Origin of the sequence: Pseudoalteromonas lipolytica (assembly GCF_001306915.1) — a bacterium.
Classification (GTDB): Bacteria; Pseudomonadota; Gammaproteobacteria; order Enterobacterales; family Alteromonadaceae; genus Pseudoalteromonas; species Pseudoalteromonas simplex.
In genome coordinates, this window is record NZ_LJTC01000005.1 from 187,720 (window position 1) to 204,463 (window position 16,744).

Sequence of the window (16,744 nt, forward strand, 5' to 3'; positions counted from 1 at the left end):
ATAAAAAAGCGATGAAACTTTTAAGAAATTGATTAATTCTGCCAAAAATGAAGCTTTGATATTCTTTGCAACAAACACTCTGTGTTAATATTTTCGGAAAATAACAACAAGCTAACATAATTATATGGATATTAACTTAACCCATTACCTCGCAACGATGGCCTATAACAGCGCCTACATTGGTCTATTCATTGCGATTATAGCCGTTGCAAAACTGTCGTATAACTTAGCAACCCCTTATAACACCACCAGCCAATTAACCGACAATGCCAACAGTGCTTTAGGTTTATCTATTGGTGGCTATTTAGGGGCAATTACCATTATTTATGGCTTTGTTTTAGCTGGGCCTAGTCAAGGTTTGCTAAGCGATTTGATGAATGTATCACTGTACAGTGTATTAGGTATGGTGCTGCTAACCTGCTCACGTATTTTGAATGACAAGTTACTGCTGCGTTTGTTCTGTAACCAAGAGCAATTAATTAACCAACAAAACGAGGCCGTAGGCTTAGTACAAGCGGCAAACTATATGGCTGCTGCGCTGATCATTGGTGGTGCATTAACCGGCGAAGGCAGCTGGTTATCGGCCATTGTGTTTTATTTTTTAGGGCAACTAATGCTGATCATTTTTGCCAAAGGCTATGATCACCTCACTGCTTTTAATCTTCACGAACAGCTCGAAAAAGGCAATAAAGCCGTAGCACTTAGCTTTTCTGGCACCATGTTGGCGCTAGCTATTATCTTGTGTCATGCGCTCATTGGTGGCTTTCATAGCTGGCAACAAAGCTTAAGCTTATTCTTTATTGACGCGTTATTTGGCTTTTTAATTTTACCAATTGTACGTTACCTCGTTGATAAAATTATCTTTAGTAAAATTTCGCTCGACCAAGCAATGCACGACAAAAACACCGCCGTAGCGGTTATTGAAAGCAGCATTGCAATCTGTGTTGCTGTTATCATCACTATCGCTATTTAAGCTTATTTATGGAGTAATGGATGAACATCTATAAGCTTTGTATTATTGCCGCTATCACATTTGTTATTTGCTTAGTGATACGTGCAGATCTACAAGCGCCACTTATTAGTGGCCAATATGGCAACTTTAAAGACTACGACGGACAAGACAAACCTTACCTATTTACAGTGCCAGAAGATGGCCAAATGATGCGCTTAGAAATTAAAGGCAGACTGCCTTTAAACTCTTGGAAAGCCATTGATATCGAAATTTTTGACCCTGATGGTAACTATTTATTTAGTTACTCTGATGAACTTTGGGCCGAAACCGGACACGATTCAGATGGTAAATGGACTGAGTACCGTGATTATACTCATCACGATGTTCACTTCCCTAAGAAGGGACAATATAGCGCCTACGTCAGTAGTACGTTTGGCCCAAATAAGCGTGCCGAACATTTTAGTTATACGTTTCGTATTATTCCAATCAAAGGTAACAGTAATTTCATGCTACCGCTGTTATGGATTTCTGGTTTCATCGGCGGTGTAGCGCTATTTGTAATGCTGCATCGTTTAGAAGCTGAGCGTGAAGGCTCTGATATTACTTATAAACCAATTAATAAGTTAAACCCAGAAGCTATAAAAGCAATGGAATCGCGCATCTCAGTTTGGCCTATTGTGTTACTGTTTTTAGCACCCGTGCTCTTCTTTTCCTTCTTGGCATATAGCAAAGGTGACAAAGAGCAAGATTGGCAAGTTTACTCCTATCACCACCTCACGATAAGCGTTGATAAACAATTGCGTGAGCAAAGTATTGGTAGTGCAGGTTTCCGTTCACGAGGCGGCCCTGGTGGTAAATAAGTCAATTCGCGAAAGCCACATTTTACTGTTTAGTATTTTTGTTGCTGGCCTTTGCTCAATTATCTATGAGCTACTGATCGCAACAACGGGTGCCTACTTTTTGGGTGATAGCATCACCCAATTTTCTCTGACGATTGGCGTCTATATGGCGGCAATGGGCATAGGCTCTTATTTTTCGCGTTTTGTGCCCGATAAACCATTGCTAGCTTATTTTATTGGTTTTGAGTTAGCGCTCGCGTTACTCGGTGGTTTGAGTGTGCCCTTGTTGTACTTTTCGTATGCCTATGGCTTACCACTGCAAGCAATTAGTATTTTACTCACCACGCTAATAGGGATTTTGATTGGCTTAGAAATACCGCTGTTAAGTCGCCTAATGGAAAAACATTATGCGCTAAAAGCAAACCTCGCCAATGTGTTATCTATTGACTACTTTGGCGCCCTACTTGCGACTTTACTGTTTCCTTTTCTATTTTTACCTTGGCTTGGGGTTTTTAAAACAGCGTTAAGTTTTGGCTTAATGAATCTAAGTATTGCGCTGTTATTGCTGTGGTACTTTATCGACCATATCAGCCCAAATCGTCGAAAAGTGCTTAGGCTCACGCTTGTTTTAGTTAGCTTAATATTGGTGCTTTGTTTATTTGCGAGTAAACAGCTCACCCATCTTTGGCAAAGCCAAATCTACGATGACCGTGTTGTACACTCAGAGCAAACGCCCTATCAGCAAATTGTACTCACTCGTCATAAAGATGATATTCGGCTTTATTTAAACGGTGGCTTGCAATTTTCATCGATTGATGAGTATCGCTATCACGAAGCGCTTATTCATCCCGCTATGGTGCGCCATGGTAATGCAAAACGTATTCTAATTTTAGGTGGTGGCGATGGCTTGGCGGCCAGAGAGCTTTTGAAATACCCGCAAATTGAGTCTGTTACTCTAGTCGATTTAGACCCTGCAGTAGCTAGGCTTGCGCAAACTAATCACAACCTGACAACACTTAACAAGCACTCACTCAGTGACCCTAAAGTGACTGTTATTCACCAAGATGCTTATGTGTTTATTGAGCAAAGCGAACAGCTGTTCGATATTATTTTTATTGATTTACCTGATCCAAAAGCAATCAATTTAGCACGGCTTTACAGTCAGCAGTTTTATCAAATAGTAAAAACACGATTACCAAGTAACGGTATTGTAGTGACCCAGGCCACCAGCCCATTTTTTGCGAAACACGCATTTTGGTCTATCAATAATACGCTCAGTGCAGCAGGCTTTGCGCACACCTTGCCTTACCATTTGAATGTGCCCTCTTTTGGCGAATGGGGATTTGTTATGGCTTGCAACTTGATGTGTAGTAACCAACAAGTATTACCGGTTAAAACCCGCTTTTACCGCCCAGAAAATGACGCACAATTGTTCATTTTTACCCCGGATATTAGCGCTAACAATGAAAAAGTATCGACGCTTGATGAGCCTAATGTGCTGCACTATTACTTGCAGGGATGGAAATATTGGAACTAAACGAATGGATTAGCCCATTTGGGGAGTTTACAAAGTAAAGGATTACCGTTACAAAGAGAGTTAATAACAACAATAACAAGGTTTGTAATGCAGGCGCACAAACAGAGCCTAATATACTTACATATTGCAGTACTCCTATTTGGGGGGACTGCATTATTCGCTAAACTAGTCAGCCTAAGTGCATTAGATATTACCGTTTACCGAACAGCAATTGCTGGCTGTGCCTTACTGATCTTACTTACAATTCAACACAAAGCGATTAAGCTTCACTCGCGTCGCGACTACCTTATAGCCTTGTTACTTGGCGTCACTGTTGGAATACATTGGCTCACCTATTTCGCAGGTATGCAGTTAGCAGGTATTGCTGTCGGTATGATTGCCTTTTTTACTTACCCTGTTATCACGGTGTTTTTAGAGCCTTTTTTTCATGGCAGCAAACCACAGCTCAAAGATATTTTTAGCGCCTTAGTAGTAATGCTTGGTATTTATTTACTTATTCCTGATGCCAGCTTAGGCAATGATGTCACCCTAGGTATTGCTATTGGTATTTTGTCTGCGTTCTTTTTTGCGTTTCGAAATATCGTTCATAAGCGTTACTTTAGCCAATATAGCGGCCCACAAACCATGCTTTACCAAACTTGGATCGCCTGCATTATGCTGTGTGCCTTTGTCGAGGTACCGCCATTACAAGTTGATACAATAAATTGGCTGCTATTAATTACTGTAGGGGTTATTTTTACAGCAGCACCGCATTCACTGTTTGCAGCAAGCCTAAAAAACTTATCAGCTTCAACCGCTGGTTTAATATCGTGTTTGCAGCCTTTATACGGTACGTTTTTCGCTTTTTTAATTTTGCATGAGCAACCTTCAATTAGCACTCTTATTGGTGGCGCACTAGTTATTAGCGCCGCTTTTTATGAAACATGGTCAGTGACTCGTAGGTATAAGCAATGATGAAAGTATTCGCTCACAGAGGTGCCAGTGGTACCTACCCAGAAAATACTCAAAGCGCCATTATCGCCGCTGTTGATTTAGCAGTAGATGGCATCGAAATTGATGTGCAAAGCTGCCTTGATGATTACATGATTATTCACGACACTTGGCTTGATCGTACAACTTCAGGTCGCGGTAAAGTAAACGCCTGCTCAAAAGAGCAAATTCAACAATACGATGCAGGCAATGGCGAATGCGTGCCCACTTTACAACAGGCAATCGATTGGGTTGGTAATAAAACTTTACTTAATTTAGAGCTTAAACATACTTTTTCGTTAGACAAGTTTGTAGAGCTTATTGAGTCAAATGTCAGTGCAGGGAAAATATCTCGGGATAACCTGTTAGTCTCTTCATTTGATCACCACCAACTGATGTGGCTAAAGCAAAAACTGCCGTGGGTAAAGATTGGTGCACTTACCGCTTCTATCCCAATTAATTACAGCGAGTTTGCGCAAAAACTGCATGCCTATAGCATTCATGTAGATAAAAACTTTATAAACCATGAGTTTGTTGCTGACGCAAAACAACGCGGCCTTCAAGTTTATGCTTACACGGTCGATAAAGTGGAAGATATCGAATTAATGCTAGAGTATGGCGTAGATGGTATTTTTACTAATTTTCCGTGTCATACACAAATGACACTGCAGTCACTGTAACTCAACAAAACTAAGCTATACTGTTGAATTATGTGACATTGAATAATAAAAAATTACGCCAAAATGAATCAACACAACACCTTAATGAGTAGCTATATGCGCATTTATAATTTTATCGAACAAACTTTCTTTTACACTCTTACACGTAAGATTGTCGGTAATTTAGGTTTTGTATTTGCGTTTCAGGCCATTACTTTGATCTGGCTTTATAGCAGCCTGTCAGAGCAACAAGCTGGTATGGGACTATTTTGGTTAATGACCTTTGTTATCATCGCGAGCTTTATTTTTACTATTTTCTACATGCGCTTTTTGATTGTGCGCCCAGTGCAAGCAATGCGCGATACACTTGAGCAAATCAACCGTCATGATGCAGATTTATCTGCCAAGTTACCGCATTTTACCTACGATGAATTTCGTGATTTAAGTGAGCAGTACAATACCTTTACAGTTCATTTAGCAAATCTATTAGCCACCACATACCAAAGTGCACAAGCCAGTGCAGATAGTAGTTCAAAGATGACTCATTCAATGCAGCAAACCGCAGAAATGAGCCACCAGCAAATCAAGTTTAGCCAAACCATTACTGATTCGAGTAACCAAATAACTTCAAGCCTTGAGAATATCTCAGCGAACACTGATAGCGTGCACCATGTTAATAGTGAGCACTTAAACTTTGTAAAACACTCAGCCACTGAGTTATCAGCATTAGTTAAAAAGGTCGCGATGATTAGCCAAATTTTAGGTAACTTTTCTGCAACGGTGTCTGGCCTAAAAGAAAACAGCGAGAACATTCGCGCCATTTTAAAAATGGTAGAAGAGTTTTCTGACCAAACCAATTTACTTGCACTAAATGCTGCAATTGAAGCGGCACGTGCAGGTGAAGCTGGCCGAGGCTTTGCTGTGGTTGCCGATGAAGTTAGATCACTATCGGTTAAAGTAAACGACGCAACCCGCCAAATAACTGATTTTATTAATCAAATGAATAGTCTTGTTAGCGAAACCAATAAAGAATCTGAGCAACTAATTAGCCACTCGAGTGAAGCTGAAACAGCGATTAGCAATACCTCTACAGGCTTTAGTAATATGCTTAGCGAATTTGAGCAAAACCAACAACAACTACAGCAGATTGTTAGTGCGGTGCATTTACTTGAGCAAACCCAAACCCACACTCATCAAACTGTTGAGCAAATAGTTGCTCTGGGTGAGCAAGCTAAACAGCAGATTGATGAATCACTCGCTGACTGCCAGCAATCACACAAACTGAGCCAACAAACCCAAGAGCAATTAAAACGCTTTGTGTAATCGGCTTTTAACTGCTGCTCTGAGTCAAACTATGTTAAAGTAGCCGCTTCTTGGCTACTTTTTTATTGACCGTGACAACACCCGCTATCGATTATGAACACCTCGCACTGCAAATAAAGCAATGGGGTAAAGACCTTGGCTTTGCAGAAGTCGGGATCACTGATATTGACCTAACGAAACATGAAGCTCAACTGCAGCGCTGGTTAGATTTAGGCTATCACGGTGAGATGGAATACATGGCAGCCCATGGTATGAAGCGAGCGCGCCCCGCAGAGCTGGTACTTGGCACGCAACGAGTCATCTCAGTAAAAATGAACTACCTTCCGCCTGATGCAAGCTTTGCTAAGAACCTCAAGCAAACTGATAAAGCGTACATCAGTCGCTATGCATTAGGTCGTGACTATCATAAATTAATTCGCAACCGCCTAAAAAAATTAGGCCAACAAATAGAGCAGCATATAGGCCAACTCGGCTTTCGTCCCTTTGTTGATTCAGCCCCAGTGCTTGAAAGACAACTAGCCGAAAAAGCAGGCTTAGGCTGGCGTGGTAAAAACAGTTTGCTAATCAATAAAGAAGCGGGCTCTTGGTTTTTCTTAGGTGAGCTGTTTGTTGATATCCCCCTGCCTATTGATGAAGAAAATAGCTTTGAGGGCTGTGGTAAATGCGTTGCCTGTATGACACTGTGTCCAACTGGTGCGATTGTCGAGCCTTATGTAGTTGATGCCCGCAAATGTATCTCTTACCTTACCATTGAATTGCAAGGCGCTATTCCTGAAGAGTATCGCCCACTGTTGGGTAATCGCGTTTATGGCTGTGATGACTGCCAATTAGTTTGCCCATGGAATCGTTATGGTCAGCTCACCGATGAAGCTGACTTTCATCCAAGAAAACAACTTAAAGATCAAGACTTACTGACCTTATTTGCTTGGGATGAGGCAACCTTTCTAAAAAATACTGAAGGCAGCCCTATACGCCGCATTGGTCACGAGCGCTGGTTAAGGAACCTCGCTGTCGGATTAGGTAACGCTGATTACAACGAGCAAATAATCGAGGCTTTAGAGCAAAGGTTAACAACCGCTACAGCTTTGGTCGCTGAGCATATTGAATGGGCGCTTGATCAGCAAAAAAATAAGCGCCAGTTAAAGCTTCGTAAAACGGCGCGCTTAATTCGCATTGTTGAAAAAGGACTGCCCAGAGATGCTTGATAGCTTAAGTTGTAACTTACTGCTTTAATAATTGCGATAAATCATTTTCAATCTCTTTAAAGGCCGCTTTTACTCCCTGAACTGACTCTTCACGTGCAACAGAGTTTTGAATGGTTTCGTCGACCTTTTGATAGATAAAAACCTCTTGGTCCTCATCTAAGCCCATGGTTGGTATACGTCGTTCTAAGTCTTCTTGAAGCTGCTTAAATACAGCCTCGTTATTTACACGATTTTCATTTAGAAGTTCGATGAGTCCCGAAAACTTGCTGTGAACTTTACCTACAGCATCATTAAGTTGTTGCTGTTGTCTGAGCAATTCTTTTTTTGTGATGATCGCTTTAAGCTGCTGTTCTGTAACACTGACTAAAAAGCAAATATGATCCCGAATTCGGCCATGCTTATCAGGGTCTTGATCTGGCATATTTAAGATTAGTAAGCTGATCATGTCGTAATTGACTAAAATTCGATTCGAAAATTCATGGAGTCGGCCTTTATTTTTGAGCATTTCAAATAACTCAATAACGATTGGCGAACACATGCCCGAAATTGAAAAGTGCTCAATGCCAGACTCTAAGCGAAACTCAACATTGCTTTGTAAATCAAATGAGCTTAGACAGTTAAGCAGAGCCTTACCCAGCTCTTGCTCATCTTCAATAGCACCTATATGCTCGATATAGTTGACTATTTGCCCCATTTCACTGCTGTTCGCCATGGCATTAAATGCTGTTGAAGTCGCATCTTCAACTTGTTGCTCTAGCGATTCTTTTTCTATCAATACTTGATGTAAGTGCTGCAGTTTAAGCTTTAATTCTTCATGCCCGAATGGTTTAACTATATAGTCCTCAGCTCCGACTGAATAGCCTTCCATACGCTCTTCAACCGTTCCTCTTGCTGAAACAAACATAACGATGATTTTCTCGGTATTTGGATTCTCTTTTAGTTTTCGACAAACATCATAACCACTCATTTGTGGCATACTCACATCAAGCAGAATAACCTGAGGATCAAACTCTTCAACTACTGCCAAACACTCTGGACCGCTACTGACCATTTTCAGTTCAAAGTCGAGCTCTTCAAGAATCTCTTCAATTATTTCTAAGTTAAATGGTTCATCATCGACGGCTAAAATTCTCTTTAAGGCCATGTCTAACACTTCCGTTTTATTAATTTAACTTTACAGATCTATCTTCATTCGCTAAGTGTTGAGGTAGATCTATCCTCAATGGAAGCTTTACTAAAATAGTTGCACCTCCATATTCATTATTTCTTGCCGTAATCGTTCCTTGATGTAAGGCTACAAATTCACGACAAATAGCTAAACCAAGTCCTGTACCTCCAGCACCACTATTGGTTTTACTACTTTGCTCAAACTTCGCAAAAATTTTCTCAAGTTCAGACTCGGGAATTCCTATGCCACGATCTATTACTGATATTTCAGCCATTTCATTATTCATAGTTAGCTGAATATCTATCTCACTGGCAGGTTCACTAAATTTAAGTGCATTACCAAGCAAGTTGCGCATTATTTGGTTTATCTGCTCTTCGTCACAATCGAGCAAAATACTTTTCTCAAAGCCAATTAAACGAATAGCAATATTTCTCTCAAGAGCAGTCCCTGAGACATCATCAATACTGGTTTTTATAATACTGCTAAGGTTATGCTTTTGTGGATTAAAGGGAAATTTACCAACATCCAGTTTTGAAAGATCAAGCAAGTTATTAAGCAGTGACAATAAGCGCTCACCACTTTGTTCTATACGCGATAAATACTTATTTAACTTGTCTTTACTCAGATCATTGTTGGCAACTTTATCAAGTCCAAAACGAGCAAAACTTAAGATTGAATGCATTGGCGTTCTGAGTTCATGAGACATATTCGCTAAAAATTCAGACTTACTTAAGTTTGCAGCTTCAGCCACATCTTTTGCGTGCTCTAGTTGAGCTGTTCGCGCTTTTACCTCTTCTTCAAGCAAATCTTTTGCTTCAAGTAGCAAATCTTCCTTTTCTTTTAAGTGTGTAACGTTTTTAAAGATCCCCGCTAACGCAATCTCGCCGTGATGATCTATTTCATTAAACGATCCCACTAATGGAATATCATTGCCATCTTTTTTAAGCATTCTTAGATCACAGCTAAATTGGCGGTTTTTACTTAGCGTCGTAATTTTTTCTTTAATACGTGTTATTGAAGGCGCATCAAAAAAATCAAATACCGAACAGCTTTCAAATTCATGGTGCTGTTTATCAAATAATTGTTCACAGGCATCGTTAGTTTCGATTACCTTTCCGCATCGTTCAAATAAAATAATAGCGTCGGGAGTATGCTTAAAAATAACTCTTAATAAACTGTCCTTTTCTATAAGCGCATCAACGGTACTCTGAAGTCTTTCAACAAGTTCTGAATTATGACGTTTGAGAAGCTCTGTTTGCCATAGTTTATGAACTGATTGCAATAAACCATTATCATCAATCGGTTTGATCAAAACATCTTCAACACCCTGACGAATGGCAGCAACCATGGAAACTTGATCAGGCTTTGAGGTATACAATAAACAACGACTTTCAGGCTGCAACGACTTCAGCTTTATAAACAATTCAAGCCCTGTTCCATCTTCAAAAGTAAAATCACTAATCAATAAATCAATTGCATGCTCATGAATTAACTCCATTGCAAAGCTCATGTTATCAGCAGTGATGGTTTTGATATGCGCGCCCTTTAAGTTTTGCGCTATTTTTTGTAACCGGTCGGGACAATGATCAACGAGCAATACAGTAGGAAGTTTGAGAATATTGTCGCTGTCTAATTCTAATACTCCCTCTAGAAGCGTGCTTATCTCTTTATTTGCGAAAAAAGGGTATATAACAACGGCATTAGGTAAGAGACGGTTAATTTCACTAAAATGTTCAAGTAAGTCACTGCGTTGTGCTTTCGGTGCGAGTAATAAGAAATGCTCTTGAGAAAAGTCATTCATTAGTTCTTCAATGATACTCGTTGGCACCCCATGTGAAGCAGCAACGAGATCATATTGCTGTTTTAGAACGGTATCATCTATCATTGAAAAGTGTAATAGCTCAACTTCGCAACCGATAAGCTCGAGTAGAACTTTTACACGCATCGCAAGTACACTATTACTATCAACTATTAATATTTTTCGCACCGTAAATAAGACTCACTATAAAAACTGACCTTTTTAGCGTAGTCTAAAAATCTTTTACCGCATAATTTACACCGTATTTTTTTACTAGTTTTTTGAGAAGGTTAAGGTTGCAAGTGCTTACCCAAAATTGTCAAGCCATAAGCTTTATCATCCATAATTGCAATTTCTGGAAGCTCTCCCCAAACCTTGTAGTCAAAGCGATTAAACAGTTTTATGCTCGGTAGGTTATGGCTGAATATAAAAGCTAATAACACCTTGATATCAAGTGTTTTTGCATGCTGTTCTGAAAATATAAGCAGTTGCTTTCCTAGCCCTTGCCCTTGAGCCTGCTGGGTGATGTAAATACTAATCTCAACCGTGCCATCGTAAGCTGGGCGGCCATAGAAAGACTTATAACTTAACCAAGCAATTACTTTACCTTGTTGCTCAAAAACAAAGATAGGTCTTTTTTCTGTATGGCTATCAAACCAAGCTTGTTTGTCTGCCACCGACACCTCTTCGGTATCTGCGGTAACCATACGCCCAGGGATGGTCTCGTTATAAATCGCGACTATATCAGTTAAATCGTTTTGTGTTGCTTTGCGAATCGTCATAAATAGCTGAAATTAAATGATCACTTTGCTGCATATTAGCGTATATTCATCACAAATAACTAGCGGGAAATAACTATGTATAAATATGCTTTGTTACTTGCAGCAGGCCTAATAACAACGAACCTTGCAGCACAAACCACAGAGGCTACGCCAACTGCTAAAGCAAGCAGCCAATGTGATGATTTTACCAATGTCACAATGAGAAAGTTGCGTTCAAAAGAGTCTATTAATTTTTGTGAATTCAAAGATAAACCACTCTTAATAGTAAATACCGCTAGTAATTGTGGTTTTACCGGCCAGTTTGAAGGTTTAGAAGCCATTCATAAAGAATATAAAGACCAAGGCTTAGTTGTGCTAGGTTTTCCATCAGATGACTTTTTTCAAGAAGAAGACGATGAAAAAGACACGGCAAAAGTATGTTTCATCAATTATGGCGTAACCTTCAATATGTTGGCTACCAGTTCCGTTCGTGGTAGCGATGCGAACCCAATATTCAAACACCTAAATGAAGCAACCAGCTCACCTAACTGGAACTTTTACAAATATTTAGTGTCTGCAGATCGTAAGACAGTGCAACGCTTTAATAGTAAAACTAAGCCACAATCGCAAACTTTACGCGATGCAATTGAAGCTGAGCTGACTGCAAAATAAATTTAATTTTTCGTTCGGTAAATATTGAACTAAACTAGTGATTTAATACTAAAACACACATTAGGGAGATGTTATGGCAGTAGCCAGTGCAAGACACATTCTCGTAGACAGTGAAGCTCACTGTTTGGATTTAAAGCAGCAAATTGAGCAAGGAGCTGACTTTGCAGAGCTTGCTCGTGCTCATTCTAATTGCCCATCAGGTCAAGATGGTGGTGCATTAGGTGAGTTTGGCCCTGGCATGATGGTTCCAGAGTTCGACAAAGTCGTTTTCTCTGCACCAATAAACCAAGTACAAGGCCCAGTGCAGACCCAGTTTGGTTATCATCTTCTAGAAGTAACAAGCCGTACTGACTAATTTACAAATCGATTTCAAAAAGCCGCTTCATAGCGGCTTTTTTTTGCGAAGGATCTCAAAATGAAACTTTTAGGCTCGACCACCTCACCTTTTGTGCGCCGTATTCGGATTTGGGCTGCACTTAATAACCTAGCTATTGATTTTATTAATTTGGATATTTTCTCTGAGCAAGACAGACAAACCATGATAGCTCATAACCCTGCCAGAAAAATTCCTGTATTAATCGACCATGATTTTACCTTATGTGATTCCAACTCCATTATTCGCTATCTGCTCGAAAAAGCAGATCAGCCATTACTTAGCTGGCAGCAAGAGAACTACTTAACCATTATCAATGCCTGCAATGATTCATTAGTAGAAATTTTACTTTGTCAGCGTTCTGGGTTTGATACCAACAGCGACAAACTATTTTTTAATTTACAGAATGAACGAATTGTTGAAACATTAGCCTATTTAAATACTCATTTATCGGAGCCAGTATTTAAAAGCTGTGAATACCTCAACATCAGTTTATACTGCTTGCTAGATTGGATCCGCTTCCGCGAATTAACTGATTTTAGCCAACTAGAAAACTTAGTTGATTTTTATCATAAATTCGCCGATAAAGCGGCGGTACAACAAACAGATCCACGAATATAAAGATAAGGGTTACGCAAATGAGCGATATCGAAATTGAATCAGAATTAGTTAGCTTTGTAGAAAAAGTTCGTTTGAACGAATCTATGTGGGCACTGGGTGCCGAAGATGGTGGTTTTGTTGTCTGTGAATCAAACCAATTTAGCGACACTGATGTCTTATTACTTTGGGGTACTGAAGACGCTGCAAAAGCACAATGTAAAGATGAGTGGCAAGACTATACCCCTGTTGAAATTGGCCTAGACGAATTTCTTGATGAGTGGGTTGAAGACCTTAACGAAGATGATGCGCTTGTTGGTTTAAACTGGAACGATGATCAAGTATGCGTTGAAATCGAACCGGTTGGTTTAGCTAAAGCTCTTTGCGATTAATAGCAATCCTTAAGCTTATAACGACACGGCCGTATTTATGGCAGTGTCGTTAAGCTGGAAACTTGATACTTATCAGGTATACTCTTCGACACATCTTTATTATCAAGGTATCAGGTTGAAGTCCCATCTTGGTCGTAGGCCCTTTTCGGCCATGGAATTACATACCCTGTATAATGGTTACATTTATGGTGATCAGCGTTTAGCACGTGAACAAGCTAAGCATTGGCACTTTTGGCTGCCTTTATTTGCTTATTATACTGGTGCCTACAGCGATGAAATTGGCCATTTAACCCTAGATAACATCGTCACCCTTGATGGCATTCGCTGCTTTGATTTTCATACACATGGCAAGATAAAACCCCGCTATGTGCCTATCCATAATGCATTACTCGATGCTGGACTTGATCAATACTTAGACTTTTTAACAAGTCAAAATCAACAACGACTAATGTTTGATTTACCTGCAAAATCAGGTCGCTATAGCGAAAAAGTACGCATTTGGTTTTCGGGTGAAGGTGAACGCGCTGGTTATTTGCAAAAGTGTGCTATTCCTACTGTTGATCAGCAAGGTATGAAAACCGCAATTAGTAGCTTACGGCTCAACTTTGAACAACAAGTGCGAATTCATGCACTGCAAGCCAACTGCAAAGACGCCTTTAACTACTTGCTTGGTTTTAAAGATTTCAACGAACAACGCTTTGCTGATATACAATTATTAAATACCGTGCTGCAAAACATACGACAAATAAACCCGCAACTGCATTGGCAGCGTTTCATTGACCGCCATAATTAACTGACAAACTTTGTTACTAACTATTTATTACTGTTCAAATTAAAACCTGATAGCATAGTTATTCGCCCCTCATAGCAGGTGCCTTTCTAACAACAAAAAATCAGGGATACTTATGTTCTTAAAAAGCCTATTAACGGTGAGTGTTGCACTTGCTGTTAGCTCTGCCCATGCCAATGAATATGTTATCGAAAAGCTTGCCAAGCCCAGCTCACAACAAGTAGAACTTACGCTTGATCCTGCCAAAGACAATTTTTCTGGTCATACCGAAATTGCTTTAGAGGTTCTAAAAGCAACCAATTATATCGAATTAAACGGTATTGATTATGCGGTTAGCATGGCGAAAATTTTAGGTGCAGAAAACTGTGACCTAAGTGCTGAAATGCTAAAAACAGGCAAAGTTAAATTCACTTGTGAAGAAAAAATCCAACCAGGCAAATACACTTTAAAAGTTGATTTTACCGCACCTTATAACCGCCAAAGTGTTGGTTTATATAAAACTTTAGATCAAGGCACCCCTTATCTTTTCACGCAATTTGAAATGAGCGATGCGCGTCGTGCATTCCCCGTTTTTGACGAGCCAAGTTATAAAATTCCATTTCAGCTAACTATCACAGCGCCAACATCACAAAAAGTGTATGCCAATACACCGGTTTTAAAAACCAAAGTTGATGGCGATATGACAACGCACTTTTTTGACAAAACACCACCGATTCCTTCTTACTTAGTCGCTATGGCTGTTGGCCCGTTTGAAGAGCTTGAAATTAAAGGCATGCCAATCCCTGGCCGCGTATTGACTCCACAAGGTAAAATTCACCTTGCTGATTACGCAAAAGAAAATATGCCGCGTGTGTTAAAAGCCCTAGAAGATTATTTTGGCATTCCTTACGTATACAAAAAGCTAGACTCAGTGGCAGTGCCAGAGTTTCCATTTGGCGCAATGGAAAACGCAGGCCTAGTGACTTACCGTGAAGACATTTTACTAGTAGACCTAGCAACAGCAACTCGCAGCAAAAAAGAGCGTAATGTATCAATCATTGCCCATGAGTTAGCTCACCAGTGGTACGGTAACCTAGTGACTATGAAGTGGTGGAATGATTTATGGTTAAACGAAGCATTCGCAAGTTGGATGGCAGCGAAAATCACTGCACAAATCAACCCAGAATTTGAGTCGCACTTAGACTTACCACAAAACCATGTGATGGCACTGGATGCGCGTTTAAGTACTAAACCTATTCGTAAACCAATCAAAACTGAAGCTGACATCATGGATGGCCTTGGCCTTGCATACAGTAAAGGTAGCGCGGTTTTATCTATGGTTGAAAACTGGATTGGCGAAGAGGCATTCCAGCAAGGTATTCGTACTTACTTGAAGAAATTCTCTTACAAGAATGCAGAAGCTGCTGATCTATGGCAAGCACTAGGCGAAGCGTCTAATAAAGATGTAGCAAGCGTTCTTAAATCGTTTATCGAACAATCATCTTTCCCGCTTATTAAAGTAACGCAAGACGGCAAGAAAATTAATATCAGCCAAAGCCGCTTTGTAAATGCTGGCGTTGATGCACCTGCACAACTTTGGAATGTTCCGGTTGCAATTAAGTATGGTGCGGGCGACAAAGTTAAAACCGCAAGTGTTCTGCTGAATAAAGAAACACAGCAACTAACTCTCGACTTTGAACCTGAGTGGATCTACCCAGATCAAGGTGCCATGGGTTATTACCGCTGGGTATTAAATGATGCACAGTTTAATGCCCTGTTAGAGAACGCTGCTGACAAGCTAACGGTACGTGAGCGCTTAGCGCTACTTTCTGCGGTTGATTCATTACTTGATGCAGGTGTTATCTCTGCGGCTCACTTAATGCAAACTTTAGAAGCCTTTGTGAGTGATGCTCACCCATTAGTAGCAAACACAGCATTGGGTTACCTTGCTTCTCAAAAGCGCGTATTCGAAGACGATAGTAACCGTGACCTATGGCCTAAGTTTATCCGTAACAGCATTGCACCTGCTGCTAAGCAATATGGTTTAACAGCAAAAACAGGTGAAGACGCGGCGGTATCGCAATTGCGTGCGCAAGTTATTGCCCGTTTAGGTTTTGATGGTCAAGACCAAAAAGTCATTGATACTGCAAAAGCACAAGCGGCACTGTACTTAAACAACCCTGAAAATGTTGACCCATATTTAGCCTCAACTTACTTAAACCTTGCGGCTTACCATGGCGATGCAAAGTTACTTGAAAAGTACAAACAAACCTTTAAAACCACCAAAGATCCACAAGTGCGTACTAAGATGCTGGCAGCGATGGGGTACTTTGGTAAACCTGAGTTACAAAAAGCGGTTCTAGAATACAGCTTAACAGATAACGTAACAGCCTCTGATATGCGTACGTTATTAGGTGGTTTAGGCTATGGTAAAGAGCGTGAAGCACTGTTTATTGAGTGGATTTACAACAATTACGATGCCATCACTAAGAACTTACCACCGTTCTTTGTACCAAATTTACCATTCTTCACAACGGCAAGCTGCGATGCGAAAAGCCTAGAGAAAACCAAAACCTTCTTCAACGATAAAATCACTGAAGTACCAGGTTATGCACGCTCTCTTAGTAAGCTTGAAGAAAGCATCAATGATTGTATTGCACTGAAAAACCGTGAATTAAACTCAGTGAATAGCTTCCTTAAGCGCTAATTAAAGCAAATACGAAAAGGGCC

The 16,744-nt window shown here is 40.2% G+C and carries 16 protein-coding genes; 13 read left to right on the forward strand and 3 right to left on the reverse strand.

Translation table 11 applies throughout. The features are described from left to right. Positions 1–124: 124 nt before the first annotated feature. From AOG27_RS09100 to queG, 7 genes are all read left to right on the forward strand, one after another. Complete coding sequence (locus AOG27_RS09100; RefSeq protein WP_228290552.1) at positions 125–973, forward strand: DUF350 domain-containing protein; 849 nt, start codon at positions 125–127, stop codon at positions 971–973. A gap of 20 nt (positions 974–993) precedes the next feature. Further along, positions 994–1,812, forward strand: coding sequence for a hypothetical protein (locus AOG27_RS09105; protein WP_054552708.1), 819 nt, complete (start codon positions 994–996; stop codon positions 1,810–1,812). Next, positions 1,802–3,328, forward strand: a complete 1,527-nt coding sequence (locus AOG27_RS09110) for a polyamine aminopropyltransferase (protein ID WP_235523688.1) — start codon at positions 1,802–1,804, stop codon at positions 3,326–3,328. Before AOG27_RS09105 ends, AOG27_RS09110 begins: the two co-directional genes overlap by 11 nt. Before the next feature lie 87 nt (positions 3,329–3,415). Continuing rightward, a complete protein-coding gene (locus tag AOG27_RS09115) occupies positions 3,416–4,282 on the forward strand; it encodes a DMT family transporter (protein WP_054552710.1) in 867 nt (288 codons plus the stop codon). Next, positions 4,279–4,977 carry a glycerophosphodiester phosphodiesterase gene (locus tag AOG27_RS09120; RefSeq protein WP_054552711.1) on the forward strand — a complete coding sequence of 233 codons (699 nt, stop codon included), beginning with the start codon at positions 4,279–4,281 and terminating at the stop codon, positions 4,975–4,977. The genes AOG27_RS09115 and AOG27_RS09120 overlap by 4 nt, the downstream gene beginning before the upstream one ends. 84 nt (positions 4,978–5,061) lie before the next feature. Further along, on the forward strand, positions 5,062–6,279 hold the full coding sequence (locus AOG27_RS09125) for a methyl-accepting chemotaxis protein (RefSeq protein WP_054552885.1): 1,218 nt from the start codon (positions 5,062–5,064) through the stop codon (positions 6,277–6,279). Positions 6,280–6,350: 71 nt separating this feature from the next. Beyond that, entirely contained in the window at positions 6,351–7,484 is a 1,134-nt protein-coding gene (gene queG, locus AOG27_RS09130) for a tRNA epoxyqueuosine(34) reductase QueG (RefSeq protein ID WP_054552886.1), read from the forward strand. A gap of 16 nt (positions 7,485–7,500) precedes the next feature. Here the strand turns inward: queG and AOG27_RS09135 are convergent, their stop codons facing one another. The 3 genes from AOG27_RS09135 to AOG27_RS09145 form a co-directional block, all read right to left on the reverse strand. Continuing rightward, positions 7,501–8,628 (reverse strand): response regulator, encoded by a 1,128-nt coding sequence (locus AOG27_RS09135; protein WP_054552712.1) that lies wholly within the window; start codon positions 8,626–8,628, stop codon positions 7,501–7,503. Positions 8,629–8,647: 19 nt separating this feature from the next. After that, the gene (locus tag AOG27_RS09140; RefSeq protein ID WP_054552713.1) at positions 8,648–10,597 is read right to left on the reverse strand and encodes a sensor histidine kinase; all 1,950 of its coding nucleotides are present in this window, start codon (positions 10,595–10,597) and stop codon (positions 8,648–8,650) included. A 143-nt stretch (positions 10,598–10,740) separates the two neighbouring features. Then, positions 10,741–11,232: a GNAT family N-acetyltransferase gene (locus tag AOG27_RS09145; RefSeq protein ID WP_054552714.1), complete on the reverse strand. Its 492-nt coding sequence runs from the start codon at positions 11,230–11,232 to the stop codon at positions 10,741–10,743. 75 nt (positions 11,233–11,307) lie between these two features. On the opposite strand from AOG27_RS09145, the gene AOG27_RS09150 reads away from it, so the two are divergent. From AOG27_RS09150 to AOG27_RS09175, 6 genes are all read left to right on the forward strand, one after another. Next, positions 11,308–11,883: a glutathione peroxidase gene (locus AOG27_RS09150; protein WP_054552715.1), complete on the forward strand. Its 576-nt coding sequence runs from the start codon at positions 11,308–11,310 to the stop codon at positions 11,881–11,883. A gap of 73 nt (positions 11,884–11,956) precedes the next feature. Further along, positions 11,957–12,238 carry a peptidylprolyl isomerase gene (locus AOG27_RS09155; RefSeq protein WP_054552716.1) on the forward strand — a complete coding sequence of 94 codons (282 nt, stop codon included), beginning with the start codon at positions 11,957–11,959 and terminating at the stop codon, positions 12,236–12,238. Positions 12,239–12,298: 60 nt separating this feature from the next. Continuing rightward, complete coding sequence (locus AOG27_RS09160; protein ID WP_054552717.1) at positions 12,299–12,877, forward strand: glutathione S-transferase family protein; 579 nt, start codon at positions 12,299–12,301, stop codon at positions 12,875–12,877. 17 nt (positions 12,878–12,894) lie between these two features. Continuing rightward, entirely contained in the window at positions 12,895–13,245 is a 351-nt protein-coding gene (locus AOG27_RS09165; RefSeq protein ID WP_054552718.1) for a DUF2750 domain-containing protein, read from the forward strand. Positions 13,246–13,360: 115 nt separating this feature from the next. Further along, the gene (locus AOG27_RS09170; protein ID WP_054552719.1) at positions 13,361–14,038 is read left to right on the forward strand and encodes a hypothetical protein; all 678 of its coding nucleotides are present in this window, start codon (positions 13,361–13,363) and stop codon (positions 14,036–14,038) included. A 112-nt stretch (positions 14,039–14,150) separates the two neighbouring features. Continuing rightward, positions 14,151–16,721: a M1 family metallopeptidase gene (locus tag AOG27_RS09175; RefSeq protein ID WP_054552720.1), complete on the forward strand. Its 2,571-nt coding sequence runs from the start codon at positions 14,151–14,153 to the stop codon at positions 16,719–16,721. The last annotated feature ends 23 nt before the right edge of the window (positions 16,722–16,744 follow it).

Coding starts and splice junctions, on each gene's coding strand:
- AOG27_RS09100 (WP_228290552.1), top strand. CDS start 125: ATGGATATTAACTTAACCCATTACCTCGCAACGATGGCCTATAACAGC.
- AOG27_RS09105 (WP_054552708.1), top strand. CDS start 994: ATGAACATCTATAAGCTTTGTATTATTGCCGCTATCACATTTGTTATT.
- AOG27_RS09115 (WP_054552710.1), top strand. CDS start 3,416: ATGCAGGCGCACAAACAGAGCCTAATATACTTACATATTGCAGTACTC.
- AOG27_RS09120 (WP_054552711.1), top strand. CDS start 4,279: ATGATGAAAGTATTCGCTCACAGAGGTGCCAGTGGTACCTACCCAGAA.
- AOG27_RS09125 (WP_054552885.1), top strand. CDS start 5,062: ATGAGTAGCTATATGCGCATTTATAATTTTATCGAACAAACTTTCTTT.
- AOG27_RS09135 (WP_054552712.1), bottom strand. CDS start 8,628: ATGGCCTTAAAGAGAATTTTAGCCGTCGATGATGAACCATTTAACTTA.
- AOG27_RS09140 (WP_054552713.1), bottom strand. CDS start 10,597: ATGCGTGTAAAAGTTCTACTCGAGCTTATCGGTTGCGAAGTTGAGCTA.
- AOG27_RS09145 (WP_054552714.1), bottom strand. CDS start 11,232: ATGACGATTCGCAAAGCAACACAAAACGATTTAACTGATATAGTCGCG.
- AOG27_RS09150 (WP_054552715.1), top strand. CDS start 11,308: ATGTATAAATATGCTTTGTTACTTGCAGCAGGCCTAATAACAACGAAC.
- AOG27_RS09155 (WP_054552716.1), top strand. CDS start 11,957: ATGGCAGTAGCCAGTGCAAGACACATTCTCGTAGACAGTGAAGCTCAC.
- AOG27_RS09160 (WP_054552717.1), top strand. CDS start 12,299: ATGAAACTTTTAGGCTCGACCACCTCACCTTTTGTGCGCCGTATTCGG.
- AOG27_RS09165 (WP_054552718.1), top strand. CDS start 12,895: ATGAGCGATATCGAAATTGAATCAGAATTAGTTAGCTTTGTAGAAAAA.
- AOG27_RS09175 (WP_054552720.1), top strand. CDS start 14,151: ATGTTCTTAAAAAGCCTATTAACGGTGAGTGTTGCACTTGCTGTTAGC.